Genomic DNA, 26,097 nt, shown 5'->3' with positions numbered 1-26,097 from the left:
GCCGGATCCATACTTGCCGACGCCGCCATCCTCCCGCACGAGACGGACTCCATGCTGTTTGCCATAGATTTTCTCATCCGCCGCCTGGCCCAGGGCGCCATCATCGTTGTTGCCATCGCGCTGCTGATCTTCACGTTGCTGCGTGTCGTGCCCGGCGATCCCGTGCGGCTCATGCTGGGGCCGATGGTGTCGCCCTCGGTCGCGGAGCAAACCGCCAAGGATCTTGGATTGCGCGACCCGATAATCGTTCAGTTCGGGCGCTATATGGGACACGTGCTGCAAGGCGATTTCGGACGCTCCTTCGTGCGAAGCGCTCAAGGTGGCAGCACCGGCGGTTCTCGCGGTGAATCGACTTTCGATGCGAGCAACCGAGCCTCTGTGATCGAGCTTATCGTCACGACCTTGCCCTATAGCCTCTTGCTGGCCGGCCTCGCTTTTCTGATCTCGCTGGCTGTCGCCTTGCCGCTCGGCGTCTGGGCGGGGCTCAATGCCGGGCGATGGCCGGATCGCTTCGCGCTCTATTTGAGCTCGGTGCTGGTTTCATTGCCCAATGTCTGGCTTGGACTGGTGTTCATTTTCCTGCTGTCAGCCAAAACCGGATGGCTTCCCGCGATCGGCTACCAGAACTGGACCTATGCCATACTGCCGGCGCTGGTGCTCGCGGTTGAACTCATTCCGGTGATTGTGCGCTCCCTGTCGGTCTCGGTGTCGTCGAACCTGCTCGATCCCTATGTTTCCGTAGGTCAGATACGCGGCCTGACGCGTGCGCGGATGATCGCGGCGCACGTGCTGCGCAACTCATCCATTCCGTTGCTCAACCTTCTCGGGATTCAGGCGGTGGGCCTGATCCTCGGCGGTCTCTTCGTCATTGAGTATCTCTTCAATTATCCAGGCATTGGTCTGCTGATGATCAACGCGGTGTTCCAGCGCGACTTTCCCATCATCCAGGCGATCGCAATCTTCTCCTGCGTCGCGCTCGTGCTTGTGAACATATTGGTCGATTTCGCCTCGACCACGATAGACAGAAGGCTGCAGTACTGATGTCGGAGCAAGCCATCGTCGAAACCGCTGCCAGCCAGCCGGCGAAGTCACGCAGCTTGGGCGCCAGCATTTTCCTGAATGCCGCAAGGACGGCGGAATTCAGGGTGGGTGCGGTGATATTCCTTGGCCTCATACTGCTGTCGGTCGTCGCGCCCACATTGCTTGGGCTTTCCGCGACAAAGTTCAGCGTGGGGCTGAAATTCTCACCGCCCTTCCCGGAGCAGGGCTGGGTATGGCCGCACATATTCGGCACGGATCAGCTCGGCCGCGATCTTCTTGCACGTTCGCTGATAGGGCTGCGGAACGCATTGATGATCGGCATAGCCAGCGTCATTGGCATGTTCGTCATAGGTTCGGCGATCGGGATGCTGGCGGGTTATGCCGGCGGCTGGACCAATCTCATCCTGATGCGCATCACCGACGCCCAGATGTCCATCCCGGTCATCATTCTGGCAATCACGATCCTCGGCGTGACGCGGCCGACGCCGATGTCGGTGATTCTGGTGTTCATCCTCGCGGGCTGGCCGGGCTACGCCCGCATAGCGCGCAGCGCCACCATGTCGGAACGGCGCAAGGAATATGTGCGCGCCGCCAAGATACTGGGCGCGTCGGACCTTCGCATTTTGCTTGTGCACATCGCGCCCAACACTTTGCCGCCCATAGCCTTCGTGGCCGTGCTCGACGTTGCACGCATGATGATATTCGAGGCGATCCTGGGGTTTATAGGCATCGGCATCCAGCCGCCTACGCCCACCTTCGGCACCATCATCGCCGACGGCACGAAATACCTCATGAATGCCTGGTGGATCACCACCATCCCCGGCCTGCTGCTGGCCGCGTCGCTGTGCGGCATCAACCTGATGGGTGGCGCTCTCGAACGCTCCCGTAACAAATTCCTGCAGGGGGTTCTATGAGCGCGGAAAGTGCCAAAATCCTTGAGGTCTCGGACCTCTCGATCGATCTCGCCACGCCTGCCGGCGGTCGGCGCGCGATCCTGCGCAACGTCGATCTTTCGGTCTCGAAGAACGAAGTCCTGGGCATCATCGGCGAAAGCGGCTCCGGCAAGACGGTCCTGTCGCGCGCACTGGTGAACTGGATAAGCCCACCGCTTCTGCCGACGGGTGGAAGGATCGCCTACCGTGGGCGCAATCTGCTCGATCTTCCGCCCGCCGAGATGCAGAAGCTGCGCGGCCGCAAGGTAGCCTATATCGGCTCCGACCCAGGCAGCGCGCTCGATCCCACGATTCCGGTCGGCCAGCAGATCATCGAGAAGCTTCGCGCCGTTGAGCCTGGTATCTCGACCGCCGACGCGAGGGCTCGCGTGCTGCGGGTGCTGGACGCGGTGCGCATTCCCTCGCCGGCGCAGCGCTTCCATGAATTTCCGTTCCAGTTCAGCGGTGGCATGATGCAACGTGTGCTGATCGTCGACGCGCTCGTGACAAATCCGGACCTGCTGGTGGCGGATAACATCACGCAGCCGCTCGACGTGACGGTGGCGGCCCAGATCCTGCGCCTCCTGCGCGATCTGCAGCGCGACTTCTCGACAGCGATCATCTTCGTCTCCTCGGCGCTCGGGGTGCTGAACGAGATTGCGGACAACATTCTTGTGCTGGCCGATGGCCGGGTCGTCGAATGTCAGGACACGCGCGGCCTCATCGAGAAACCGGAACACAGCTACACTCGCAATCTCATCGAGAGCCTGCCTCGCATATGGGATGCCCAACCGACGGCAGCCGCGCCGGAAGAAGCTGTGGACGATAAGCGCGACGTCATCCTCTCAGTGCGTGACGTCTATCGCTCCTACGCCACGAAGGATCGCCAGAGGCTGTTCGCGCATCGCGTCGTGCAGGCCGTGCGCGGCGTCTCGTTCGATGTCTACAAGGGTGACAATCTCGGTATCGTGGGCGAATCCGGCTGCGGGAAATCGACGTTGTCGCGGTTGCTCAGCCGCCTCGAGGCTCCGAACAAGGGCCAGATACTGTTCAAGGGACAAGACATCGCTCGTCTGGGCGGCCGCAAGCTGATGGACTTGCGCCACCGGTTCCAACTGCTGCTTCAGGACCCCTACAACGCGATCCCGCCACACCTGGCCATCGGTCGCACAATCGCGGAGCCGCTGCGTATCCATGGCGGGTTGGCCGCGAAGGAGATCAGAGAACGCGTGGCGGCCACGATGAACGAGGTCGGCCTGCGGTCCGATCTTACGGACAGACTGCCGGTGGGCCTCAGCGCCGGTCAGCGCCAACGTGTCAACATTGCGCGCGCCATGGTGCTGGAGCCGGAACTGCTCATTCTCGACGAGACCCTGTCCGCGCTCGATCAGGTCGAGCAGGGCAAGTTGCTGGACCTGTTCGAGGGGCTGCAGAACCGGCACGGCATCACCTATGTCTATATTTCCCACGACCTGAGCATGGTTCGCCGCGTCTGCAACCGCGTAGCCGTCATGTATCTCGGGCGCATAGCGGAACTTGCCGGCAACACGGCCACGTTTTTCGATCCCGCGCACCCCTATACGCGGGCATTGCTCAGCGCGGTGCCAGCCATCGAGCACAAGCCGTACGATACCGGGACCTACCTGCTGGAAGGCGAACCGCCCGATCCGATCGACATCCCCCCGGGCTGCAGTTTCCGCACACGCTGCCCCTTCGCCTTCGCACGTTGCGTGAGCGAGGACCCCATGCTGATGAAGCGCAGCGGCGACGACTATGCTGCCTGCCATCTTGTCACCGCCGGAGCCGCCGCCCCGGTGAGGATGCCCGCCGTGGAGGTGAGGGCATCGTGAGGATAGCTAGATTTCCAACCGCGTCCGGCAGCGCGATGCGGCTTGCCGCGTCCGCCTCAAACTTCTGATGAGCACGTCCACGATGGAATTCGATTACATTGTCGTAGGGTCGGGCAGCGCCGGCTCACCGCTCGCGGCGCGCCTCGTCGAAAAGGGCGCGAGTGTCCTTCTCCTCGAGGCGGGCAAAAGCGAAAAGCTGCATCTGACGCGCGTGCCGGCCGCGCTGATGCACACGATCGGCAACGTCCGCTACGACTGGAATTACGTGACCGAGCCGGATCCCAGTCGCAATGGTCTGCAGGAATCGTGGCCGCGGGGGCGCGTGCCGGGCGGATCGTCCGCCATCAACGGCATGATCTTCATTCGTGGCGCCGCGGCCGACTACGACGCCTGGGAGGCGATGGGCAACAAGGGTTGGGGATGGAATTCGGTGCTTCCCTATTTCCGCAGGATGGAGACCGCCGATAACGACAAGGACAATGCCTATCGCGGCGGCATGGGACCGCTCCGAGTGTCGGCCTTGCGCTGGAAGCACCCGATATCGACCAAGTTCATCGACAGCTTCGTCAATGCGGGCGTGCCCCTGAATCCCGACCTCAACGGCAGGTCCCACGAGGGTGTCGCCTGGAATCAGGGCTCCACCAGAGGCGGCGTTCGTCAGTCGGCATTCGACGCGTTCATCCTGCCTCGCCTCGGTGACGCCAAGCTCACTTTCATGGACGATGCGTTGGTCGAGCGCATCGTGCTGGAAGGCAAGCGGGCTACCGGCGTCGACATCCTGCGCCGCAACCAGAAGGTACGAGCCAAGGCACGGCGCGGCGTGGTCTTGTCGGCCGGATCCATCAACTCGCCGCAGATACTGATGCTCTCGGGCATCGGCGATCCGGACAAACTAGCCCGCCATGGGATTGGCGTGCGGGTCGCAAGTCCCGAGGTCGGCCGCAACCTGATGGAACATCCGGGCCTCTATGTCCGTGCGGAGATGAACGTCAAGACGGGGAATGCCTATGCATCGCCGATCGGACGGGCAAAAGCGTTCGCTGAATGGATCCTTTCGCGCAACGGTGTTTTGAGCGTGCCCACCGCCCAGGTGCTCGCCTTCCTGAAATCCACGCCCGATAGGGAGATGCCGGACCTCCAGTTCCATCTCTTCCCCTTCGGATACTTCAACGACAACGGCCGTTTGCACGTGCCGACGCGCAACCTTGTTACCATCCTGGCCAACGTCAACTATCCCAAGAGCACCGGCCACCTCGAGCTTCGTTCCAGCGACCCGCGACAGCCGGTGGCGATCTATCCGCGCCTGCTCGACCATCCAGACGATATTGCCTGCGTGCTGCGCGGCCTGGATTGGATACGCAAGCTGGCCTCGACGCCCCCGTTCGGCAGCCATGTGCGCGAGCTCATCGACGTGCCGGCTGAAGGCGCGGGGCCTGCCGCGGACGAAGCCTATGCGCGCAAGGCCGCGGTGCCGTTCCTGCATCCGGTGGGCACTTGCCGGATGGGACCGGACGAAAGCGCGGTCGTCAGCCCGGAGCTTCGCGTACATGGCACCGAAGGACTCTGGGTCGCGGATGCGTCAATCTTCCCGCGTCATATCGCCGGCAACACGAACGCGACGGCGATCATGATTGGCGAGCGTGCGGCCGACCTCATCCATCCGTAGCGGAGAACTGGTTATCATGACGCGGAATTTCACGCAGAACTTCGTCGGCGGCAGGCGCGTGGATCCCCTGGGTGCCAATTTCATCGAGGTCCGCTCGCCCTACGACGGAAGCCAGGTCGGAGCGGTGCCGCCGGCAGCGCAGGCCGACGTGGATCTCGCGGTCGCAACGGCGCGTAAGGCATTCACTGAGGGCGCTTGGCCGCGCATGCCGGTGGTCGACCGTATTGCTGTCATCCGCAGGTTCGCGGAACGGATGCGTTGCAACGTTTTGATTATCGGCGCTATGGAGACCCTTCGACATCTTCGGAGGATCAAATGTTCAAGGCCGCCAGTTCGACCGATCGGTGATCCTTCTGTGCGTGTGCTGGTATCTTGCTTACAATCTCAGCCGGCGTGATCTTGAAGAGATGATGGCCGAGCGGCGCATTGCCGTCGACCACACGACCATTCACCGCTGGACCGGGAGGCCGTACTCTCGGAATTCGCGCAGCGGCAAGAGAGCTATTCGGAGAGTGCCTGGAAATTCCTCCGAACGGCTGATTGAGCTGATCGAGAATCGCATTGCTGCCCGGGTCGAAGCTCTCGCGGCCTGGGATGAGATCAAGCTTGCCCGCCACCGAGAATGCCGAGCTAATGAATTCTGCTTATGAGCAGGTTCTGAGCGCCGACCCGAGACAAGAGCAGGCCTGTTTACGACGACAGCTCAGCGTCTTAGCTCCACGCCCCAGAATATCGAAAAGGACTTCTGGGTCTGCTGGACCTTGGACGCGCTTTTCAATGGCTTGCCGGACGAGAGTCCAAGGCTGCTCTTCAAGGGCGGCACTTCCCTTTCCAAGGGGTTCGGCCTGATCAGCCGGTTCTCGGAAGACATCGACGTTACTGTGTTTCGCGATGACCGGGGGAGGGGACGTCGATCACAGAACTTCAGAACCTCAGTCGCACCGAGCGCGAGGCCAAGCTCGATGCCATCAAGGACGCTTGTACGGCCTACATCCAAGGACCGATGACGGAGGCCTTAACCGCATTGGTAGCTGCCGCGGCGGGACGCACGGGGCTCCCGCTCAAAGACTTTCAGATACGAACTGACGATGATGACAGGCAGACCCTCCTTTTTTGGTATCCGACCGCAACGCCTACTGAAGCGTATGTCCGTCCGGTGGTGAAATTGAGTCAGGCGCAAAGTCAGCACTCGATCCGAATGCGCCGCAGATTATTCGACCGTATGTTGATGAGGACGCACCAGGACTCGATTTGAGCGTGGCCAACGTCACTACGGTCGATCCGGGGCGGACTTTTTGGGACAAGGTCGTGATCCTTCATGGCCTGCGTCGCTGGTTTGAGCGTCGGGGTGAATTGCGTGGTGGCGGACAACGGATTTCGCGCCACTACTATGACATTCATCGGCTCATGGAGTCCGAAACCGGCCGCCGGGCGCTCGCGAATATGGACCTTGGCGCCGACTGCGTGGCTCATGCTCGCATGTTTTTCAACCGCAAGGATTACGACCTTGCGTCAGCCGAACCGCCGACCTTCGCCTTGCTGCCACATGACGAAATGGTTGACGCCCTGCGGCGAGATTATGTTGCCATGGCCGCGATAGTATTTTGTTAGGTGAGCAGCTTTGCAAGTGCTGGCCTCGTCGGCGAAAATCGCAGCATAGGGAAGACGATTCAAACGACATTGACGCCGATGCGATTAGCCAGGATCAGCAGGTCGGAAACGAGCTCGTTATCATTGAGGATGCTTCGGGCGTCGTCCGCAAGCAGGTCGTTCGCGGGAATGCGGTCGCCGAACAGGAGGACCGCCCGCGCTCGGTCGTCTTGGCGCGAAACCCAGCACAAGCCTTTAACCGCCGGGCACTGCTTGTGGATGGCCTCCGCCCATTTCCGCGTGCCAGGATACTGGTCCTTCTCCGTGTCGATAAGATCCATCCGACGCAATCCGAGCGACCTCAGTGCGGTCGAGCTGAGGTCGGCCAGTACCAAGTCCCGTCGGGGCGTCACCGTCGAATAGACTTGACCGGCAAATTTCGCTTGATCGAAGGTCTTCAGCCCCGGTGCCATTGGCACGTCGTGAAATACCGTCTCCATTGCGGCGCAGTCAAAGCTCGTTCCACCATACAGCGTCGGGATACTGCTACCGACCGAGTTCCGAATTGGGCTGAAGCGGGCGTTTCCCCTCACCCCCGGATTGAAGACATTGCCGCCATAGAGGTTCAGGTGGATGCGGTGAATGACTCGGCCCGCCGACCAGGTCATGGTCTGGATCAGTGTGCTGAGGTCCTTCCAGGGCTCGGGCACGCTTGTGCCGACGACTAGCGGCCTCTTCGCGCGCGACCTTCTGTCAGCCATGGAGGACGCCAGCAACCTCGTCTTCGGCAGCGGCAATGACACGATCGGGCTCGCTGATGAGAAGGTCTTGCGGCCTCTTGCCTCCGAGAAAGCTGTTGAGCGAGGCAAACCAGTAGGCGAGACCCCAGTCGTCCTTCTTTCCTCGGAAGGTGCTGAGCACCTTTGCCAAAGCCTTCACTGGCCGAAAGTCGGTCGAGGGCTCAAGGGCGTACCCCGGAAAGTAGTCGACGCCCCGATGCCGCACGGCAAAGACCTGGCCCTCCTTTTTCCATTTATTTGGCTGGGCGCTGGGATTGCTGGCGCTGAAACCGGCTACTTTGGCCACTTCGGCGGCCGTTAGCCAGTCACCGCTTTCCAGCACCGCCTTGCGCGCATCCGCCACCATGCGCGCTTCGAGGAGCTTGTCATGTGGAGGAGGGACCACCGGCACCAAGGCTTCAATGATGGAATTGAAGGTCTCATCCCGGCGACGCTTGAGAATTGCGCTGACCAAGGGAGCGAGCCCCGCGACCGTCTCAGCGAAGGCCTTGGCGGAGGACGCGCTGCCGTGCTCGATGGTCAGGGCAACAACCTGCTCGGCCTTAAGATGCTTAAGCCCGCTCCGGACCTGCTCTGGTGTTCCCGTAAGCGTGCCAACGCGGGAAAACTCGTCGGTCTTACTGGCAGCGACCATGTGGCCCGACTCCGTTCGGTTATCTTGGTTATCAATGTAGCATCGTAATCAAAATCATCAAGGGATGGCAAACCCAGGGGCGTTCCGGCTCGTGTTGCGAAGCCCACACGCGAGGTGCGGGGTATAGACGCGCATTAAAACTAAAATAGGAGGCGAGCGAAAAGGCGCGGCACTGATTGCAACGAAACGCAGGGAGGATGAGTTAGCCGTCAGGGCGGAGCCGCGTGTCCATCTCGGCGTCGCTCAACGCCACTACCGGCGCAAGGTCTGGCCGGCTTCCACGCCTGACCGAGTAAGCGCGCGTAATTTCTGCACCGAAGAGGAAGATCTGCGCTGAATAATAGACCCAAAGCAGCACCACCATCAGCGCGCCTGCCGCTCCGTAGGAAGTCGCTATCGCGCTGGTGCCGATATACCAGCCGATCAGCGACTTGCCGATGGTGAACAGCAACGCAGTGACCACCGACCCGACGGCAACATCGCGCCATTTGAGCGTTCGATCCGGCAAGACCTTGTAGATCGCTGCGAAGAGCAGCCCAATTAGCAAGAAAGAGACAACCGTGTTGACCGTGCTGAGCACCAGTTCGCCGAACGGCAGGTGGTGATTGATGACTTCGCTCAGCGCTGTGATCGCTGCGCTTGCCGCCAGCGATACCATCAGCATGAAGCCCAGTGCGGCAACCAGGCCGAGACTTGCCGCACGCGCCCGCACCAGGCGCGAAAGCGACAGGCCGTCGGCTTTTACCTTCCATATCTCGTTCAGCGACTGTTGCATCTCACCGAAAACACCGGAGGCAGTGACGAAGAGCGTCACCAATCCGATGAGCGTGGCAAGCGTCCCGGACCATCTGTGCGAAGCCGTCTCGATCGTCGCCTTGAGCAGATCGGCACTCTGCGCGCCCATCGCGCCGGATATCTCCGCTGACAGGGCGAACTGGGCCGCATCCTTGCCCACCGCCAGACCAGCGACCGCCACGACGATCAGAAGGATCGGCGCCAGCGATGTCGTGGCGTAGAAAGCCACCGCCGCCCCGTGGCTCAACGCATTGTCGTTGATGAAGCCGGTGACTGCATCCTTCAAGAGACCCCCGGCTTCGCGAACCCAGTGTGGCATTTTCCCCAACAGTCGCACTACTTCGGGCGCGGGTCGTCGAGACCCGTGCCGATCGCTGGCAACTCCCCTGCTCGCCGTTTCTCGACCGCTTCCGCCAGCGCCAGTGCCGCGTTGCGGACCTCGGCCTGAATGGCATGGTCGGCGTCTAGCTCGTCATGGCTCGTCGCATAGGGCTTCCAGTAGCCGATATAGCGGTCGAGTTCGGCCACCTCGCCAATGGAATCAAGTTTCATCGAGCGCAGCCAGTCCACAAGGCTGCTGCGCACATTTTCGATACCCTCGGTATCGCCGTGCACGACGACGGAAAACAGCCGGCCAGCAAGGTGGCGCGGATAATCCCATCCGGCGAGCTCGGCCTCCTTGCCGAGCTTTACGTCCTTGCCTTGCGTCAGCGTGGGGTCCGGGTTGCCGCCATCGGCGCAAACCAGGCGGTCCATCATCAGCTTCACCGGCGATGAGGTCTGATACCAGTTGACCGGCGTGACGATCATGATGCCATGTGCTTCAACCCAGAGTGGGTAGATCTCATTCATCCAGTCGTGGATCTGGGCGAGCGAATGGTTCGGATAGCAGGAGCATGGCCAGTGGCATAGGGCCGCCGCGGTCGAGAAGCACGCCTTGCAGGGATGAATCGCACGGCCATATTCCGATGCCAGCCGCGAGAGATCGAGCACCTCGACCGAGAAGCCTGGCTTTGCCGCGATGGCGCCATAAGCCAGCTCAAGCAAACGAAAGCTCTTCGACATCTCGCCGGGGCAGGTGTGTTCGCTGCGCGAGGAACCGTTGATGAGCAGGATCCGGGATGGCCCATCCCTATCCTCGTGACGGTGCTGAGCTGCCTGCACGGCTTCCTGCGCGGCGATCCATTGCACGGAAAGGTCATAGTCCGGATTGTGAAAGCCCTCGCCCGCCTTCCTGGTAATCGGGCTTTTGCGCTCGTGGCTATAGGCGCCCCAGGCGATCTCGGCCAAAGTGTCGATAGCACGCGCCGCCGGCGCGAAGGCGGGATCGTAGAATTGTTCGCGGTAGCGATCCTTGAACTCGCTTTCTGAGATGCGAGGACTGGGCATTCCCTTGCGCGGCTCGACGCCGCTGGTCATCGATTTAGGATCTTTTGTCATGCGGTGCCCAACCGAAGCGTAGCGCGCCCGAGGGACAAGAGCTCGACTGCCTTTTCGTCGGCTGTGGTGTAAAGCTGGAAAGCCAACTCTGTTCTCTCTGCACAAGGCTCGGCTGACGCGCCCGCCGAGCAGAACACTGTGCGCGCCAGTTGGTTCCACCGACCGGCAAGCGCTGCCGCCTTGAAGCGGTGGCCTGACGATGAGTTGCAGACCGTACCGGCGATCGCAACGGTGGCTTTGCGCCATCCATTAAGAAGCACCGCGGCGCCAATCCGTCGACGGGCGCTACGGTCCAGAAATGTAAAGCCAGGTCCGACCATGCTCTGCGAACGGGTCACCGACCCGACGCATGGGAACCAAGCCGGAGAGAGAGACAGCCCTTCCAACTGGGCCTAGACTAAACTCAAAACATCTCGCTTTCGGCACCGGCTCTAGAGAGGGTCCCTCTCAAGCTCACCGGAGTGCGGGCTCAGACACACGTCTCTCCGGAGGTTTAACGTATGCCAAGCGAAACACAGACGACAAGCATCATACCCAACGGTTACGTCCGGATTGCGATCTCTACAGGAAGCGGCGATCGGTGATTGCGCAGCGAAGCTGAAGCTCGCTCCGCAGGGTGCCGGAAGGCGCGCCGATAGCGCCCGCCTTGATCCTGCACCGCCGCAAACGCGCCCCTTGGGTTCCTTTGCCGGCCGGCGAGCATCGCAAGGTTAGGAGTATGCGGTCGGGTCTTGAATGCCATGGCTTTAACTCAACACGAGCCCTGCCAGCAGCACGGCGATTGCGAGTGAAAAAGGGACGGCCAAAAGCCAGCGAGCTTCCAATACACTAAAGTCACGGTTCACGATGATGCTCCTTCCAGTCCCTTCAAAATGAAAAGCGTCAAGGCACCTGATCGGTTCCGCTTTGATTGATTGGACACCGGATCAAGGTGGTGGCGGTTAGCACCAATCTAAGGGTAGGCGGCTGTTTAACCTCCCATTACGCGAACGGCCCTGATGAGGAACAAGCAGCACCGCTCCAAGTTTGAATCGCGTTCCATTGGAGACATCGGCTGATGCAAACCTGCAGGCTCGAAGAGATGGTTGGCGACATGGTGGTCTCCCCTCGATTCGATTAGCCAACTTCAGGGGCATCCAGCGCCGAATTTTGAGTTGGGGCTGACTGCGAACGGAGAACCCTATGAACCTCAGCGACTCGGATGCGGATAGGAATAGCATCACCCCAACCAAGCCACCTGCCGAGGGACTCGCTCCGGCACTGGCCCGGAACATTGAAGCAATTGTCGAACGAAGGACGCAGGAGGCAAAGCAAGCCTCGATCGAGGAGCGGGCGGCAGCGGCGCTTAGCGGATTCGCCGGCAGCATGATGTTCGTCTACCTTCATCTCGTCTTTTTTGGCGTGTGGATCTTCCTCAACGTTGCACCTGTTGGCCTAATTGACCCTTGGGACCCGTCCCTGGTAATTCTGGCGATGTTCGCATCGGTGGAGGCAATCTTCCTCTCCACTTTCGTGCTGATAAACCAGAACCGGATGGCGGCTCAGGATGATGCGCGGGCAGACTTAGACCTTCAGGTGAGCCTGCTGAACGAACACGAGACCACGAAGCTAATCAAGATGGTCGAGGAAATAGCCAGACACTTGCATGTCCGCAGAGAAACAGACGACGAGTTGGCGGAGTTGAAGCGCGACGTGGCGCCTGAAGTTGTCCTCGATAAGATCGCGGAGGCAAGGGACGAGGCAAGTTCAGCTCGATAACCTCAGATTTCCCCAGCTCTCTCCACGATGCACTCTGGGTCGGGCCAATGTTGCCACCGACCCTCTCGGGAGCCAGCCAAACCCGACCAGCTGTTCGTGCAACAGGACGCTTTCCGTCCCGGCGAGCAGCCGCAAAGAGTGACGGCGCCGCCGATCAAGTCCTGACGTTTTGACCGCGCAGCAGCAACCGGACCACTGATAGGCGCGCAGCCTAGCATCCCGCGACCCTTGCGAGGCTTCTTTGCAGGCGATTTGCTGCCAAGCCGGCTTGAATGCCGGGCACGTGATACGACGGCGGAGCAATTTCAAGGCGCGCGCGTTTACTGCGGACGTTGATCTGGAAAGGATCGCACGTGGACCGTACCGACCACCTTGCCAAGTTGCGCCGACATGTTCGCATTCTTGTGGACCTCGGCCGCCTGGCCGGTGAAGAAACGCCGGTCAGTCGCTTCCTGGATCAAGCCTGTGTGCAGGTTGCCCGAGCTATAGAGATCAACCACGTGAAGGTGCTGCGCTACCGGCGTCGTACGGCCGACCTATTCATGGAAGCAGGTTTCGGATGGAAAGTCGGCGTGGTCCGCATGGCGACCTTTTCTGCGGATCTGCGGTCGCCGCCTGGACGAACCTACCAGACCGGCGAGCCCTTGGCGATCTTGGACGGGGCCGCTGCGCAGCGGGATGGCGACTATGCTTTTTCCGATGTGCTCAAAGACCACGGTATCAGATCACTCGCCAACGTGCCCATCCTCATCAAGGGCGCCGCCTGGGGAGTTTTGGAGGTCGATTCAGCAACCACGCGGGATTTCGGCGAGGATACTATCGAATTCATGACGGCTGCTGCGGCCGTCATCGCTTCTACGGTGCAAAGGCCAACCCTTAATGCCAGCGATGCGCAAGCGACGGCGGCAGCTATCGTCCAAGCGCAGGAACGCGAGGTGCTGCTGCGAGAAATGCAGCACCGCGTAAAGAACAACTTCCAACTCATCTTGTCATCGATAGCCGTCCAGAAACGACGGTTTGAAAGCGCCGAAGTGCACCGCGTCCTGGAACATGTCGCGAACCGCGTTAATGCCATCTCGCTTGCACATGATCAGCTCTCACCCGGTCAAGGATTGCGAGCTGTCGATGTAGCGCGTTACCTGCGAGCACTGTGCGCATCGCTTCAGGCTCAGATGGAAAATGCCACGATCGAGATCGACGCCGACGAGATCGAACTCGCGATTGAACGTGCGGTGCCGCTCGGTCTCATTATGAACGAGGCTGTAATGAACTCGGTCAAGCATGCCTTTGGCCCGGGCGGAGGGCATATCAATGTGAAACTCGAATCCGGCATTGGTTATGGCGAGGCGCGACTCATAGTGGCAGATGACGGGCACGGCATTCAAAGTCCCCGGCCGGGTGGGTCGGGACAAAAGCTGATCCAGGCACTAACCGGCCAGATCGGCGGCAAAGTTCAGCAGGATAGCTCTGCCAACGGCACCATCATAAAGATAGTCTTTCCTGTAATCGCATAGGTGAGCAGGTGACGGATTGTCTGTAGGAATTGCGCTACGCGGCCGAGCAACGAGGTAGTAGTTGGGCATCCAATACCCTAAGAGGCCCGACACCATGGAGCCATTGACGTCACGGCCCTTCAGCGCCTTAGCCTCCAGCTCCAGAGTTGCGCAGTCATTGCCGTGCCTGGCGAGTGGCGCTTTCACCTGCTGCGGGTGATCCTTCTGGGCGCATCGAGAACTGTTTGGGCGTAGCATAAAATCCGGCGCGGAAGGGCCTCATCTCACATTTTCGCTGCTGCATTTGCCTTCGCTAGCTGCCAGAACTGACAGCCGAGCGGCCAACTCCCGTACTGCAGCGCGTCGTTCGCCAACTCGCAAGCAAACAAAATGGGCCGCAGGATTATCCTCCGAACGAGGACTGACATAAGCTATTCTACCCGCCGTCAAATCCGCTCGTGCTAACGGTTCACGCAACAGCGCGATACCAAGTCCAGCCTTCGCTGCCGCCAATACAGTATCGTAGTCTTCAAAACGTCGGTCGTGCCAACGGGGTCGGTAAGAAACACCCTCGCCAGCCAACCACGAGCGCCAATGGGAAATATCCGAGTCATGGAGCAACGGGTACCGTAGCAGCTGTTCGGCTGTGGCATCGGCCCCTATTTGGAGCGCCAAATCCTGAGCAGCGACCGGCCTAAGTGTTTCCTTGAACAAAAGCCGAGCTTCAAGGCGTTCCCAGGCCCCACCGCCGTAGCGAACCGTCACATCCGCCTCGTCAGCATCGAGGTCCATCGGGCGATGGCTCAGCGATAAATCGACATGGATATCGCCGCGTTGCAACGGGTCAAGGCGGGGCAGCAGCCAAATCCGGGCGAAGGAAGGCACGACTGACAGCCGCACCGTCTGCCTGCCACGGGGAGGCCGCCACTGATCGGCGCTCCGCGTCAGACCCGACAGCGCTGTACGTGCATCTGCTGCGAAGCGCTGGCCCGCTGGCGTCAACCGGACACCTCGCCCATGGCGTTCGAAAAGTTCCGTCCCGAGCCAGGCTTCTAGCGCCGCAATCCGGCGGCTAACCGAGCCATGGGTGATGCCGAGAGTATCTGCCGCCGCAGTAAACGAGCCCGTATCAGCCGAGGCGAGCAGCGCGTTGAGTCCATCAAGCGGAGGCAGCGATTCTGAGGTGTGCGTCATATGCACATGTAGTCATCGAGTTGTGCTCTAGGTCAAGGGTATCGGTCGTGGTATTTATCGCTAGATGACAGACGTGTGTGAGCGATATGAGCATGGCCACGCGCTCCATTGCTTCGCCTTTGGCGCCGATAACGACATGGCCAACATGCATCTGCTGATGAGGGTAGTTCACCCCTTGGCTAAAGCTTCTTTCCCACCAGTCCGATCGCCGCATGGTCCGAACTAAAGGAGACTTACAATGCAACACGCAGTTGTTTCACGCGACGACTGGCTGACCGCCAGCCGGGATCTTCTGAAAGCGGAGAAGGAAATCACCCATCTTCGCGACAAGGTCGCCCAGAAGCGGCGTGCGCTACCATGGGTGCGGATGGAGAAGGAATATGTGTTCGACACGCTTGATGGCCCGCGCACGCTGGCCGAGCTTTTCGATGGCCGGTCGCAGCTTCTGCTGCAACATTTCATGTTCGCGCCGGGATGGGAGGAGGGCTGTCCGAGTTGCTCCTTCATGGCCGATCATACCGACGGCATGAACCTGCATCTGTCCCACCACGACGTCACTGTGGTCGCCGTGTCGCGCGCGACGCTTGCCGAGATCGAGCGCTACCGCGGACGCATGGGCTGGAAGTTCAAATGGGTGTCCTCGAACGGCAACTCGTTCAACTATGATTTCCGCGTCAGCTTCACGTCCGAGCAGGTCGCCGCCGGGCACGTCGACTACAACTTCGGCGAGTCAGACGAGACCGACGAGGAATTTCCTGGCGTCAGCACTTTCTTCAAGGGCGAGGCGGGCGATGTCTTTCACACCTATTCCACCTTCGGCCGCGGTGTGGAGGTTATGATGGGCACCTACGCAATGCTCGATCTTATGCCGAAGGGGCGCAACGAGACGGAGGGAATGGGAGACTGGATGCGCCGTCACGATCGCTACGAGTAGCCGCGCGCGGGATCGGCAAAGTCGCGAACTACGCATACGCCCAAAGGCTTGAGGTCAGGATGATCGGAGATGAATGATGCCAGATATTCGTCACACAGTGCTTATCGCAGCCGCGAGTGAAGCGGCGACGCTGTCTCTAGCCAGCAAGGCCTATCGGCATGGTGGACGCCCGACGTAAAGGCAAAGCCCGAGCCTCATAGCATCTGGCGTTGCCGTCAAAGCTACTCAAATGGAATTGCATTATCGGCGTCGATGAGTGGGTTGGGACAAAAATCTCTTTCGGTCTTGAGACCGGAGGTCGAGATGACCTTTTGCATTCTCATCCTGAAGCAGAAGATCAAATAACACAGTTAGGGTCCGACACACAAACGCTCCTCAATTTCAGTCACGACAATCGGCGAGAATACACGCCCATGTTCGCAGAGTGCAGCTATACGTGGGGACGATTCCTGCGAAGTCGGAAATCGTTATGTGAGACCGGGAAGGGTTGGCCATGGCCTCAGCAACATGGTGTTGAGGATGACTCGGCTGCTTCTGCTCGGGACCGGTTGAGCGGCACATTGAAAGCGGAATCGACAGTCCAGACGAATGTCGAAGTTTGAAACGAGAACCCCAATGTCCCAAACCCTCCATCGCCGCTCGTTCCTCGGGTTCGCCGCCTCCACCGCGCTCCTCGTAAGCACGCCAAAGGTTCTGCCTGCAGAGCAGCTTGGCGCGCCACCGCCGGGCTTCACGTCGGCAAAGGTGCGCGTCAACGGGACGAGCCTGCACTATGTGCGTGGCGGGGAGGGACCGGCCATCATCCTGATCCACGGCATGCCCGAAGATTGGACGGAGTATCAGGCGATCATGCCCAGACTGGCCAAGCGGTTCACCGTCGTGGCGGTTGACCTGCCTGGGATCGGCAAGTCTGCGCCGGCGGCCGGCGGCTATGAGGCCGCCAGCCTGGCGGCCGATTTGCAGGCAATGGCTCAGGCGCTGGGCCTGGATAAGCCGTATGTCGTAGGCCACGACCTCGGAGGTATCGTGACCTATGCCTATGTCCGCCGGTTCCCCGAGTCCCTGCGCGGCGCGATGATCCTCGATGCCCCTGTACCCGGCATTGCCGGCTGGGAAGAGTCGGTCGCGGACCTTTGGCATATTGGCTTCATTCAGGCTCCGGGCCAACTGGCCGAGAAGCTGATTACGGGGCGGCAGGCGATCTATTTCGATCAAGACCTCACCAGCGCAAGGTTTACGCCGGCCCAGCGCGCTTACTACGCTCAAATTTATGACGCGCCGCAGCTTCACGCTGCCTTCGAGATTTACCGGGCGTTTCCGCAGGACGCGACATTCAATGCCGCCCAGATCACGCCGAATCCTGTCCCGCTCCTTGTCGCGGTGGGTGAGAAGTCATTTTTCAATGCCTACTTGGCCACCTTCGTCGAGGGCTATCAAGCCAAGGGTATGACTCGCGTAGAGGGTGCACGAATTCCCGACGCAAGTCACTTCGTGATAGCCGACAATCCCGAAATGGTCGCAGATCTCATAGAGCGCAATGCCGGGAATTAGCCCATGCGGCAGGCACGGGTCATTCGCAACCATTGCCCTCAGGCCGCCGTACCCTTCTGTTCGGTCGCGGGCATCGCCTTTGTCTTTCTGCTTATCGTTTGCAGTTGATCCTCCATGCGCAACGGTATTGTTCTGTCCGTCCGTTTCCACCTCTAGTTGGTCATCGATTGGCGCCGCGATGAATGGCAGCTTTCAGGTGCGTTGGATGACCGAGTTAAGGTGCAAAAAGGACCTTTAGGCTAATTAAGATACGAATGTTTGGCCTGCTGTCGGTTTTTCGGACACGAGGTTAAGCTAGCATAGCTTGTTCCTCGAACTCGACGGGGCTGAGATAGCCCAGTGTCGAGTGCCTTCGCCGAGGGTTGTAGAAGCGCTTCGATGTAATCGAACACATCCGCCCTGGCGTCATCCCTCGTTCTGTAAACCGTGCGGGCTGTCCGCTCAGTTTTGAGCGCCGAGAAGAAGCTCTCCATTGCTGCATTGTCCCAGACGTTGCCCGACCGGCTCATCGAGCAGGTGATGCCGTGGTCGGCCATCAGGCGCTGGAACTGCTCGCTGGTGTATTGGCTGCCCTGGTCGCTGTGATGCAGCAGGCTGTCCGGCCTGCCTCTGCGCCAGATCGCCATGATCAGGGCATCGGTGACGAGCTGCGCCGTCATCTCCGCCTTCATCGCCCAGCCGACGACGCGCCTTGAGAACAGGTCGACGACGGCCGCACCTAAAGCCAACCTTCAGCGGTCCAGATGTAGGTGAAGTCGGCGATCCACTTTTGGTTGGGGGCCGATGCCTCGAAGGCGCGGTCAAGGAGATTGTCCGACACTGCCGCTCGCTCGCCCATGTCCTTCGGCAGTCCGCGGCGCCGAGGCCGGGCCCGCAGACCGTTCTTCCGCATGAGCCTCTCGACGCGATGCAAGCCACAGGAGAGACCCTCGGCCAGCACGTCATGCCAGACGCGCCTGGCGCCATAAGTTCATGCCCGATAGCATCGTATTAGGCTCGATCCTACCATCGTGCCGCGACCATGCCACGGCGGCTCGCGGGTGCCTTCGAGCTCGTGCCAAAGCCTAACGCAAGGAAACCACGCCAAGGGACATCGTCGGAGAGAAATGAGACGTCGTACAAACGGCCGTACTGGATCTTATTTTGTCAGTAACATTATCACTGCGACGATGAAGGTAACGTTTGCGACAACCAAACCCAAAAAGAGCAGGACCATACTTACTTCGGTATCATCTGGCTTTTTTAATAACCGGTTCTGCTCGCAAACCACATATCCTATTCCGCGTTCAATCATCAGAGTCTCCAAATTGAGCGACTTCGAATAGTCTTGCTGCAGAAACGCTCTCCAGGAGTAACTATGGTAGTGCTTCGACCGAGAGCCGATGTCCGCAGCGGCCAGTTGACCGGAAATAGCGGCCGTTCACGAGCCGCTACCGTTCCAAAGCTTGACCCCGCTCCCTATCTGGCGTGCTTCGGCTTGCTCGCGCTCGCCATTACGCACAACAGTTCGAAGAGGAGCGTTGCACCTGTCAACGCCGTGACGCCCGAAGGATCGAGCGGCGGCGAGACCTCGACCAAATCGGCGCCAATGATGTCGAGGCCGGCGAGAGCGCGCACCATGGCCTGGGCCTCGCGCGTCGTGATGCCGCCGATCTCGGGAGTGCCTGTGCCGGGGGCAAAGGATGGATCGAGCGCGTCGATATCGAACGAGACGTAGACGGGGGCTGCGCCAACGACGGAGCGTGCCTCGGCAATCACCGCCTCTACGCCGCGCACCATTAATTCTTCGATGAAGATGATGCGGACGCCCGCCTGCGTGGCGAAATCATAGTTTCCAGCATCCGAGATCGATCCCCTGATGCCGATCTGGACCATTCGTTTCGGGTCGAGCAGACCTTCCTCGACCGCACGGCGAAACGGCGTGCCATGATTGTAACGGTTGCCGAAGAACTCGTCGTAGGTGTCCGAATGGGCGTCGAAATGGACAAGGCCCAGTGGCTCCTTAGCTACGGCGCGCAGAATGGGCAGACTGATTAAATGATCGCCGCCCACCGCCAGCGGCCGAGCGCCAGCGTCGCGAACTTTCGTGAAGAACTCCGTGATTGTGTCCAGCGCGTCGTGAAGATCAAGGGGGTTTACCGGTACGTCGCCGCAGTCACCGGCGCGCAATTGATCGAACGGAGAAAGTCCGGTGACGTGATGGACGCGCCGCACCAGGCTGGACTGATTGCGGATCTCGCGCGGACCGTGGCGAGCGCCCGAGCGGTTGGTGGTGCCGCCGTCGAAGGGGATGCCCACGAGTGCTATGTCGACCTGGTCGGGACGGGCCATGGGAAGGCGCATGAATGTCGAGAGGCCGGCGAAGCGCGGAACCTTGCCGGAATCGAGGGGTTGGAACTCCGCATCGCTCATGATCGTGCCTTCCTTTCCGCGCATGCAGCATTCTGTGCGCAGCTTAAATGCCGCTGTAATTCATCCGGCCTGCCGCATGAGCATGGCGCCAAGCGTCCTGCTTCCCGCCCTTATTTGCGGCGAGGCAGAACAGCGCCTCTGCGAGCAGGCGTGCTGCGAGAATGCAGGTCGTCCCGCTGGCGGAATCGAAATCCGGCGACACTTCGACGAGGTCAAAGCCAGAAAATCCGTCACGGGCCGCGATGCGGACCCCGCGAATGATCTCGCGTGAAGTCAGACCGCCGGATTCGGGGCTGTTGGTGGCCGGTGCGTAGGCCGGATCGACGCCATCTATGTCGAGGCTGATGTAGAGGCGTGCGCCGTCCGAGATCGCGATCTTCCGCGCCTGTTCGGCAACAACATCGATGCCAAGGCGTTCCACTTCGGCCATCGAGAACACTGTGATACCGAGCTGCCGATAGAGCGGAGTCCACTCCGGCAGGTTGCGCGGTCCGCGCGCCCCGATCACCACGATGCGCCGCGGATCCACCTTATCCAGTTCCGCGATGCGCAGCAGTGGGGATGCGCGCGTCAGGCGATCGCCGCCGAAGGATTCACTGAGATCGAGATGGGTGTCGAAGACAATTAACCCGACTGGCGCGTCGCCGGCCTCGGCCACGGCGCGTACAGCCGGATAGCTGATGCCGTGGTCCCCGCCGATCGTCACCGGGATCGCCCCCGTGGACTGAATCGCGCCAAGCCGGGCTCCGAGACGAGCATAGCTTTCGGCGTTGTCCCCCGGCACCACATCGATATCACCGGCGTCAGCCACAGCGATATGGCTTGAAAGGTCCATGTCCCAATCGAAGGAGTAGGTGCCATACAGGAGGGAGTACTTGCGGATTTCCTGGGGGGCGCGCCGCGTCGCGCCCCCGCGGAAGGTGGCAAGCCCGTCATAGGGCATGCCGACCACAACGGCATCGGCGACGAAAGAAGCCGGGTCGCGGACATGAGGAAAGGCCATGAACGGCGGAACGTCGCCATAGATGCGCGGAACGCCGAGTGGGCTGAGGGCTTCGCTCATGGCCGTGCTCCTTCTGCACTTGCCCCGGTTCCCGGCCCATCGTTCTGGAAGAGCATGTTGCGAGACCTCCAGGTATCGAGGAATTCCCGCAGGCGCGGACTTTGCGGCGCCCTGAAAAGTCTTGCAGGCGGGCCCTGCTCGACCACTTTGCCCTGGTCCATGAACACGACGCGATCGGCCACCTGGGCTGCAAAACCCATTTCATGGGTAACGACGACCATGGTGATGCCTTCCTGGGCCAATTGCTTCATGGTGTCGAGGACCTCGCCGACAAGTTGCGGATCGAGCGCCGATGTCGGCTCATCGAAAAGGATGACATGCGGTTCCATGGCGAGGGCGCGCGCGATACCGACGCGCTGTTGCTGACCGCCGGAGAGTTGGGAAGGATACCGCTCCGCAAAGCTCCTCAGGCCCACTTTGGCAAGCGCATGCAGGCCCTGCTCCCGAGCCTTGGCTGCGGGAATGCGCTTGGTCAGGCGTGGCCCGAGTGTGACATTGTCCAGCACCGTCATGTGCGGCCACAGGTTGAAATGCTGGAACACCATACCGACGTTGCGGCGCACCGCGGCGATATTCTGTTCACTTTCACGCACCAGCGCAGTCCCGGTACGACGGTAGCCGAGCAGGCGTCCTTCGATCTCGACCTCGCCACTGGTGTAATCCTCCAGGAAGGAAGTACAGCGCAGCAGCGTACTCTTGCCGGAGCCGGAGGGTCCGATGATGCAGACGACCTCCGAGGGGTTGATGTCCAGCGAGATGCCCGACAACGCCCGGAACTTGCCGAAATCCTTCGTCAGGTCCCGGATCCCGATAATCGGTTGAGGGGATAGGGTGGCCATCGCGTCTGTCCGATCGTTCTTTGAGTTGCCAGGCTGGGATCGTTAGAATTTCACGCGCCGCTCGACGAGCTTGCCGAGCTGGGCGACGGCTTCAACCAGCAGCCAATACAACACCGCGGCTGCGACATAGGGCTGGATGACCGCATAGGTCTCATTGACGAACTGGGTCGTATTCTTCGTCAACTCCGCCACAGTGATGATCGACAGCACCGCCGATTCTTTTATGAGGATGATGATCTGGTTCACGATAGCCGGCGTGATCAGCACTAACATCTGCGGCAGCTTGATATGGCGGATGATCTGCGTGCCGGTGAGGCCGGCGATGCGGGCAGCCTCGATCTGACCCTTGGGAATCGACTGGAAACCGGAGCGGAAAATTTCAGCGAAATAGGCGCCGCCATAGAAGCCGAGTCCGAGCACACCGACCGTCTGCGCTCCCAGTCTGAAACCGAGGCTCGGTCCGCCGTAGTAGAGCACGAACAGAAGGATCAGGATCGGCAGGCCGCGCATAAACTCGACATAAACGCGAACCGCCCAGCGCAGCGGCTCGAACGCTATGCCGTCGAGACAGGCAAGGACAAGACCGACCACAATCCCGAGTACCGTCGCCAGCGCACAGATCCAGGCTGTGGTGACCAGTCCGGCCAACATCAAAGGTGCATATTGGACCCAAAGATCGAGGAACTGTGTCATGGGCTCAGCCTCCCCGCGCCAGCCGCCGCTCTGCCGAGCGACCAGCAAGCGAAAGGAGGAAATTAATAACGATATAGATGATCCCGGCAGTGATGTAGGTCTCGAACGGCCGATAGGTCGTCGCCACGATCTGCTGGCTTACCCGCATCAACTCGGTCACCGCGATGACCGAAACCAGCGACGAGTTCTTCAGGATGCTGACAGTCTCATTGACGAGCGAAGGGATGACCAGCCTGAGCATCTGCGGCACCAGGATGGTACGGCGCGCGGCCCATTTTCGGATCCCGACCATGCGGGCGGCTTCCATCTGTCCCGGCGGAATGGCCAGGAGCCCGCCGCGGAATATCTCGGCCTGGAAGGCGATGGTGTTCAGCGTCAGGGCGACGATGGCGGCCAGGATGGGCGGCACGTTGATGCCGATCAGCGGGAGCAGGTAATAGATGATCAGCAACTGCACGAGGATCGGCGTGCCGCGCCAGACGCTTTGATAGGCGCGTGAGAACCGGCTCACCCATCTGTTGGACGACGACACACCGAAGCAAAGGACCAGTCCCAACGGCATGCCGAGGATGATGGCGATCCCGGAGACCAGGACGGTCATGCCCGCGCCCCACAGCATCACGCGCAGGTTGTCTTGGATAAGGGCAAGCGTGGTCAACGGCTTCACCTAGAGACGTACCAGAGAGCTGGACGGGATGTGGGGGAGACGCCTCCTTAATCCTTCGGTACAGGCAAGGCGTCGGTCGGCAGCTTCATGGTGAAGCCGAACCATTTCTCCTGCAGCTTGGCCATCGTTCCGTCGGCGGCCAGCTTTCGGAACTGGTCGTCGATGAAGTCGGCCAGCGACTTGCTGTCGTCGTCCTTCCGGAAGGCCCAGCTGAAGTAGGTCGGCGCTCCGAATGTCGTCTTCACGGTCTCGAACGCGTCGCCACGCTGCGTTTGGAGATAGAGCAAGTTCGGCAGCGAATTGACCACCGCGTCGGTGCGTCCGGCTGCCAGATCGGCATAGGCCTCGTTGAAGTCCACATAGGTCTGGATGTTCGTGATCGGCGCCAAGCCCTTTGACTTGAGCTGTTCGGATAAGGCCTCGGTGGCTTTCAGCTGGGCGGAGCCGGCTTGGGTACCGACGCTTTTTCCGCTGAGATCGTCGGGTGTCTTGAGCGAGGAATTGCCTTTGCGTTTGACGTAAGTGAAGGATGCATCGGCGATCGGCAGGGACAGGCGGTACGTATCGTACCGCTGCTTGTTGACGGTCACCGACGTTATGATGGCGTCGAACTTCTCAGTCTGAAGCCCCGGCAACAGACCTTGGAACGGCAGGTCAAGCCGGTCTATCTTGACACCGGGAAGGGCTTTCATGACCTCGTTGAACAGGTCCACGCCGTAGCCGACAATGCTGCCGTTCTCGACGTATTCGAACGGCGGATACCTGGCTTCGGAAGCGATCACGATCTGCCCCTTCTCCTTGATCCGGTCAAGAAGGTCGGCCGCCGGGGCCCCGCTAGCCGCCATAAGCGACAGCCAAGCAACAAGCAGTGCAGGCAAGTACGATTTCAAAACAGACCGCATGAATTCCTCCCGCTCCTGCGTCGCGACATGCAATAGAACCACTGCCCTGCCGTTTCCCGATCACATCGCCCCCGACGGTCATGGCCAAAAAGGATCACTCCGTCGGCAGGTTGTGGCCGATTTGGCGCCGCTACGCCTAGCCCAGCATGTCAGGATTGACTCTCTAATAAATATGGAAGGAATAGACTACACATCGAGATTCACGATATGAACTCTGTTAGCCGAGTGGCATGGCGATTTAGAGGATTTTCCAGATGCGCATGTCCGCCTCCGATATTAGGGCAGTGCGGGTTTTCCGGTCGGTCGTTGAGCACGGTGGTTTCAGCGGAGCGCAGCTTGCGCTGGCAATGAGCCAGTCGACCATCAGTTTCCAGATTACCGCGCTGGAGCAGCGGCTGGGCTTTTCCCTGTGCCAACGCGGCCGTCGCGGCTTCGAACTGACCGACAGAGGCCGGGCCGTTTACGATTACTCCCATTCACTGACATCGGCCCTTTCCTCGTTCGAGCAGCAATTGGGCGAGCTTCGTCTGCGCGCAACCGGCACACTGCGCATTGGTATCGTCGATTCGACCGTTACAGATTCGGTGCTTGGCATCGACGACGTGATCGATCAGTTCGTCAGGAAAGCCAGCGAGGTCGATCTGCGCGTCACGATCGGCTCACCTGAGCAGCTCATCGCCGACATTGCCAAGGATGGCATCGATTGCGCGATTTCTCCGCGCATCAAACTGCTGCCGGGTTATTCGCAAACCGAATTCCATCATGAGATGAACTCGTTATATTGCAGCGAACGACATCCGCTGTTCCCGAAGAAAATCGTGACGAAAGCGGACGTCGAGGCCGCCGTTGTGGTGGTGCGACCCTACGCGAACAAAACGGAACTGCAACACATTCCGAACGCCAAGGTAGGAGCCTACGCTTCGAACATCGAAGCGCAGGCCATGTATATCCTAAGTGGCCATTATATCGGCTACCTGCCCGATCACATGGCAGCCATCTTCAGGGAGAAGAATCGACTGAAGGCGCTGCTGATCCCCGAAGCGCAGATACGGTCGCCATTCGTCATTATCTCGCCGAAACACAAGAAAGCTTCGCTGTCTCAACGCATTTTCCTGCAGGAACTGCGCAAGAGGATAGCGGCCGGGGTATCCAACGAAGCGAAACCCGCAGTGGCGTCAAAGAAGGATAAGACTTAATGGCCGGATGCCTGGCCGGCCGGCCCGTCAATGCGAAAATGCGCGTCTGTGGGCACACAGGCCGCCCCGTTCACCGGAACGAGGTCCTGGGGGCAGGCCGAGAACGCGATCACAAGGTCCATTTCCGCACGCAGTCTGACGTAGGAGCCGGGCGTGGAGATCGGCGGGTCGAAGGAGATCGAACCTTTGCCGTCGATCGGAATGTTCATAAACAGGTTGAGCGGTGAGGGCGTTTTCGAATGCGCAAGCCCGAGTGCCGCAAGAGCCGCGGCTAGATTGTCCGTGCAGTTGTCGTGATGGCCAACGTGTCCGAGCTGCTCATAGCGATAGCGGTCGCAGGCAGCGATCAGCGTATCGTGTACGCCGCCTGAGGTGTCTTCCAGGATGGTTAGCATCGGACGCCGCTTGTTGCTGAGCAGCGTGTCGCCAATACGGGGATTAACCTTTAGCATCGCGCCGCGGCTATGCTCCACCGACATGAATTCCGCAATGTCGTCGGCGCGAAAGGCCCAGGTGTCCACCACTTGGCTGCCGTGGGTGTTGATGACGGTTACGACCTGCCCCTGCTTGACGCCTGCCGCAACGCCCTTGCGTGCGGGAATCAAATGAGTTCGGCCCCGATGGTCCCTGCTTTGCATCTGCCGCCC

The 26,097-nt window shown here is 60.3% G+C and carries 22 protein-coding genes and 3 pseudogenes; 12 read left to right on the top strand and 13 right to left on the bottom strand.

What is annotated here, in order from left to right; genetic code table 11:
• Positions 1-54 precede the first annotated feature (54 nt).
• From LB532_RS25705 to LB532_RS25675, 7 genes and pseudogenes are all read left to right on the top strand, one after another.
• On the top strand, positions 55-1,041 hold the full coding sequence (locus LB532_RS25705) for an ABC transporter permease (RefSeq protein WP_140642439.1): 987 nt from the start codon (positions 55-57) through the stop codon (positions 1,039-1,041).
• Complete coding sequence (locus LB532_RS25700) at positions 1,041-1,955, top strand: ABC transporter permease (protein ID WP_140642323.1); 915 nt, start codon at positions 1,041-1,043, stop codon at positions 1,953-1,955. The genes LB532_RS25705 and LB532_RS25700 overlap by 1 nt, the downstream gene beginning before the upstream one ends.
• Complete coding sequence (locus tag LB532_RS25695) at positions 1,952-3,823, top strand: ABC transporter ATP-binding protein (protein WP_140642321.1); 1,872 nt, start codon at positions 1,952-1,954, stop codon at positions 3,821-3,823. Before LB532_RS25700 ends, LB532_RS25695 begins: the two co-directional genes overlap by 4 nt.
• A 67-nt stretch (positions 3,824-3,890) precedes the next feature.
• On the top strand, positions 3,891-5,489 hold the full coding sequence (locus tag LB532_RS25690) for a GMC family oxidoreductase (RefSeq protein ID WP_140642320.1): 1,599 nt from the start codon (positions 3,891-3,893) through the stop codon (positions 5,487-5,489).
• A 16-nt stretch (positions 5,490-5,505) separates the two neighbouring features.
• Positions 5,506-5,886: an aldehyde dehydrogenase family protein gene (locus LB532_RS25685; protein ID WP_140642318.1), complete on the top strand. Its 381-nt coding sequence runs from the start codon at positions 5,506-5,508 to the stop codon at positions 5,884-5,886.
• A pseudogene (locus tag LB532_RS25680) lies at positions 5,834-5,956 on the top strand (IS6 family transposase); the annotation flags it as partial. The gene LB532_RS25685 and the pseudogene LB532_RS25680, both read left to right, overlap by 53 nt.
• 166 nt (positions 5,957-6,122) lie before the next feature.
• Positions 6,123-7,094 (top strand): annotated as a pseudogene (locus LB532_RS25675) (nucleotidyl transferase AbiEii/AbiGii toxin family protein); the annotation flags it as partial.
• A 65-nt stretch (positions 7,095-7,159) separates the two neighbouring features.
• Here LB532_RS25675 and LB532_RS25670 read toward each other — a convergent pair.
• The 4 genes from LB532_RS25670 to LB532_RS25655 all read right to left on the bottom strand — a co-directional run bounded on the left by LB532_RS25670 (position 7,160) and on the right by LB532_RS25655 (position 10,748).
• A complete protein-coding gene (locus tag LB532_RS25670; RefSeq protein ID WP_140642316.1) occupies positions 7,160-7,840 on the bottom strand; it encodes an RES family NAD+ phosphorylase in 681 nt (226 codons plus the stop codon).
• The gene (locus tag LB532_RS25665) at positions 7,833-8,513 is read right to left on the bottom strand and encodes a hypothetical protein (protein ID WP_140642315.1); all 681 of its coding nucleotides are present in this window, start codon (positions 8,511-8,513) and stop codon (positions 7,833-7,835) included. Before LB532_RS25665 ends, LB532_RS25670 begins: the two co-directional genes overlap by 8 nt.
• A gap of 202 nt (positions 8,514-8,715) precedes the next feature.
• Positions 8,716-9,627: a YihY/virulence factor BrkB family protein gene (locus LB532_RS25660; RefSeq protein ID WP_140642313.1), complete on the bottom strand. Its 912-nt coding sequence runs from the start codon at positions 9,625-9,627 to the stop codon at positions 8,716-8,718.
• A gap of 17 nt (positions 9,628-9,644) precedes the next feature.
• The gene (locus LB532_RS25655; RefSeq protein ID WP_140642311.1) at positions 9,645-10,748 is read right to left on the bottom strand and encodes a flavodoxin family protein; all 1,104 of its coding nucleotides are present in this window, start codon (positions 10,746-10,748) and stop codon (positions 9,645-9,647) included.
• Positions 10,749-11,930: 1,182 nt separating this feature from the next.
• Between LB532_RS25655 and LB532_RS25650 the strand changes: the two genes are divergently transcribed.
• Together LB532_RS25650 and LB532_RS25645 are read left to right on the top strand one after the other, a co-directional pair.
• Entirely contained in the window at positions 11,931-12,506 is a 576-nt protein-coding gene (locus tag LB532_RS25650; protein WP_140642309.1) for a DUF1003 domain-containing protein, read from the top strand.
• A 353-nt stretch (positions 12,507-12,859) separates the two neighbouring features.
• Complete coding sequence (locus LB532_RS25645) at positions 12,860-14,020, top strand: sensor histidine kinase (protein ID WP_224557407.1); 1,161 nt, start codon at positions 12,860-12,862, stop codon at positions 14,018-14,020.
• 258 nt (positions 14,021-14,278) lie between these two features.
• Here the strand turns inward: LB532_RS25645 and LB532_RS25640 are convergent, their stop codons facing one another.
• Positions 14,279-15,193 (bottom strand): LysR substrate-binding domain-containing protein, encoded by a 915-nt coding sequence (locus LB532_RS25640; protein ID WP_140642305.1) that lies wholly within the window; start codon positions 15,191-15,193, stop codon positions 14,279-14,281.
• Between the two features lie 238 nt (positions 15,194-15,431).
• On the opposite strand from LB532_RS25640, the gene LB532_RS25635 reads away from it, so the two are divergent.
• Complete coding sequence (locus LB532_RS25635; protein ID WP_140642304.1) at positions 15,432-16,127, top strand: DUF899 domain-containing protein; 696 nt, start codon at positions 15,432-15,434, stop codon at positions 16,125-16,127.
• A gap of 615 nt (positions 16,128-16,742) precedes the next feature.
• Positions 16,743-17,678, top strand: coding sequence for an alpha/beta fold hydrolase (locus LB532_RS25630; RefSeq protein ID WP_181169456.1), 936 nt, complete (start codon positions 16,743-16,745; stop codon positions 17,676-17,678).
• 289 nt (positions 17,679-17,967) lie between these two features.
• Here the strand turns inward: LB532_RS25630 and LB532_RS25625 are convergent.
• The 7 genes and pseudogenes from LB532_RS25625 to LB532_RS25595 form a co-directional block, all read right to left on the bottom strand.
• Positions 17,968-18,648 (bottom strand): annotated as a pseudogene (locus LB532_RS25625) (IS3 family transposase); the annotation flags it as partial.
• A gap of 488 nt (positions 18,649-19,136) precedes the next feature.
• Entirely contained in the window at positions 19,137-20,090 is a 954-nt protein-coding gene (gene speB / locus LB532_RS25620; RefSeq protein ID WP_140642300.1) for an agmatinase, read from the bottom strand.
• A gap of 43 nt (positions 20,091-20,133) precedes the next feature.
• Positions 20,134-21,153 (bottom strand): agmatinase family protein, encoded by a 1,020-nt coding sequence (locus LB532_RS25615; protein WP_140642299.1) that lies wholly within the window; start codon positions 21,151-21,153, stop codon positions 20,134-20,136.
• A complete protein-coding gene (locus LB532_RS25610) occupies positions 21,150-21,992 on the bottom strand; it encodes an amino acid ABC transporter ATP-binding protein (protein WP_181169455.1) in 843 nt (280 codons plus the stop codon). Before LB532_RS25610 ends, LB532_RS25615 begins: the two co-directional genes overlap by 4 nt.
• 42 nt (positions 21,993-22,034) lie before the next feature.
• Complete coding sequence (locus tag LB532_RS25605) at positions 22,035-22,685, bottom strand: amino acid ABC transporter permease (protein ID WP_140642297.1); 651 nt, start codon at positions 22,683-22,685, stop codon at positions 22,035-22,037.
• A 4-nt stretch (positions 22,686-22,689) separates the two neighbouring features.
• Complete coding sequence (locus tag LB532_RS25600; RefSeq protein ID WP_224557404.1) at positions 22,690-23,343, bottom strand: amino acid ABC transporter permease; 654 nt, start codon at positions 23,341-23,343, stop codon at positions 22,690-22,692.
• 56 nt (positions 23,344-23,399) lie between these two features.
• Positions 23,400-24,287, bottom strand: coding sequence for a transporter substrate-binding domain-containing protein (locus LB532_RS25595; protein WP_224557401.1), 888 nt, complete (start codon positions 24,285-24,287; stop codon positions 23,400-23,402).
• Between the two features lie 221 nt (positions 24,288-24,508).
• Here LB532_RS25595 and LB532_RS25590 point away from each other — a divergent pair, with 221 nt between their 5' ends.
• Positions 24,509-25,450 carry a LysR family transcriptional regulator gene (locus LB532_RS25590; protein WP_140642295.1) on the top strand — a complete coding sequence of 314 codons (942 nt, stop codon included), beginning with the start codon at positions 24,509-24,511 and terminating at the stop codon, positions 25,448-25,450.
• Here the strand turns inward: LB532_RS25590 and LB532_RS25585 are convergent.
• Positions 25,447-26,088 (bottom strand): DUF1989 domain-containing protein, encoded by a 642-nt coding sequence (locus LB532_RS25585; protein WP_140642293.1) that lies wholly within the window; start codon positions 26,086-26,088, stop codon positions 25,447-25,449. The genes LB532_RS25590 and LB532_RS25585 overlap by 4 nt on opposite strands.
• Between the last annotated feature and the right edge of the window lie 9 nt (positions 26,089-26,097).

This window comes from Mesorhizobium sp. ESP-6-2, from assembly GCF_020164675.1.
Classification (GTDB): Bacteria; Pseudomonadota; Alphaproteobacteria; order Rhizobiales; family Rhizobiaceae; genus Mesorhizobium.
The sequence above is the reverse complement of the archived record's forward strand: the minus strand, read 5'-3'. Positions and strand labels throughout refer to the sequence as shown.

Coding starts and splice junctions, on each gene's coding strand:
- LB532_RS25700 (WP_140642323.1), top strand. CDS start 1,041: ATGTCGGAGCAAGCCATCGTCGAAACCGCTGCCAGCCAGCCGGCGAAG.
- LB532_RS25695 (WP_140642321.1), top strand. CDS start 1,952: ATGAGCGCGGAAAGTGCCAAAATCCTTGAGGTCTCGGACCTCTCGATC.
- LB532_RS25690 (WP_140642320.1), top strand. CDS start 3,891: ATGAGCACGTCCACGATGGAATTCGATTACATTGTCGTAGGGTCGGGC.
- LB532_RS25685 (WP_140642318.1), top strand. CDS start 5,506: ATGACGCGGAATTTCACGCAGAACTTCGTCGGCGGCAGGCGCGTGGAT.
- LB532_RS25670 (WP_140642316.1), bottom strand. CDS start 7,840: ATGGCTGACAGAAGGTCGCGCGCGAAGAGGCCGCTAGTCGTCGGCACA.
- LB532_RS25665 (WP_140642315.1), bottom strand. CDS start 8,513: ATGGTCGCTGCCAGTAAGACCGACGAGTTTTCCCGCGTTGGCACGCTT.
- LB532_RS25660 (WP_140642313.1), bottom strand. CDS start 9,627: ATGCCACACTGGGTTCGCGAAGCCGGGGGTCTCTTGAAGGATGCAGTC.
- LB532_RS25655 (WP_140642311.1), bottom strand. CDS start 10,748: ATGACAAAAGATCCTAAATCGATGACCAGCGGCGTCGAGCCGCGCAAG.
- LB532_RS25650 (WP_140642309.1), top strand. CDS start 11,931: ATGAACCTCAGCGACTCGGATGCGGATAGGAATAGCATCACCCCAACC.
- LB532_RS25640 (WP_140642305.1), bottom strand. CDS start 15,193: ATGACGCACACCTCAGAATCGCTGCCTCCGCTTGATGGACTCAACGCG.
- LB532_RS25635 (WP_140642304.1), top strand. CDS start 15,432: ATGCAACACGCAGTTGTTTCACGCGACGACTGGCTGACCGCCAGCCGG.
- LB532_RS25630 (WP_181169456.1), top strand. CDS start 16,743: ATGTCCCAAACCCTCCATCGCCGCTCGTTCCTCGGGTTCGCCGCCTCC.
- speB (WP_140642300.1), bottom strand. CDS start 20,090: ATGAGCGATGCGGAGTTCCAACCCCTCGATTCCGGCAAGGTTCCGCGC.
- LB532_RS25615 (WP_140642299.1), bottom strand. CDS start 21,153: ATGAGCGAAGCCCTCAGCCCACTCGGCGTTCCGCGCATCTATGGCGAC.
- LB532_RS25610 (WP_181169455.1), bottom strand. CDS start 21,992: ATGGCCACCCTATCCCCTCAACCGATTATCGGGATCCGGGACCTGACG.
- LB532_RS25605 (WP_140642297.1), bottom strand. CDS start 22,685: ATGACACAGTTCCTCGATCTTTGGGTCCAATATGCACCTTTGATGTTG.
- LB532_RS25590 (WP_140642295.1), top strand. CDS start 24,509: ATGCGCATGTCCGCCTCCGATATTAGGGCAGTGCGGGTTTTCCGGTCG.
- LB532_RS25585 (WP_140642293.1), bottom strand. CDS start 26,088: ATGCAAAGCAGGGACCATCGGGGCCGAACTCATTTGATTCCCGCACGC.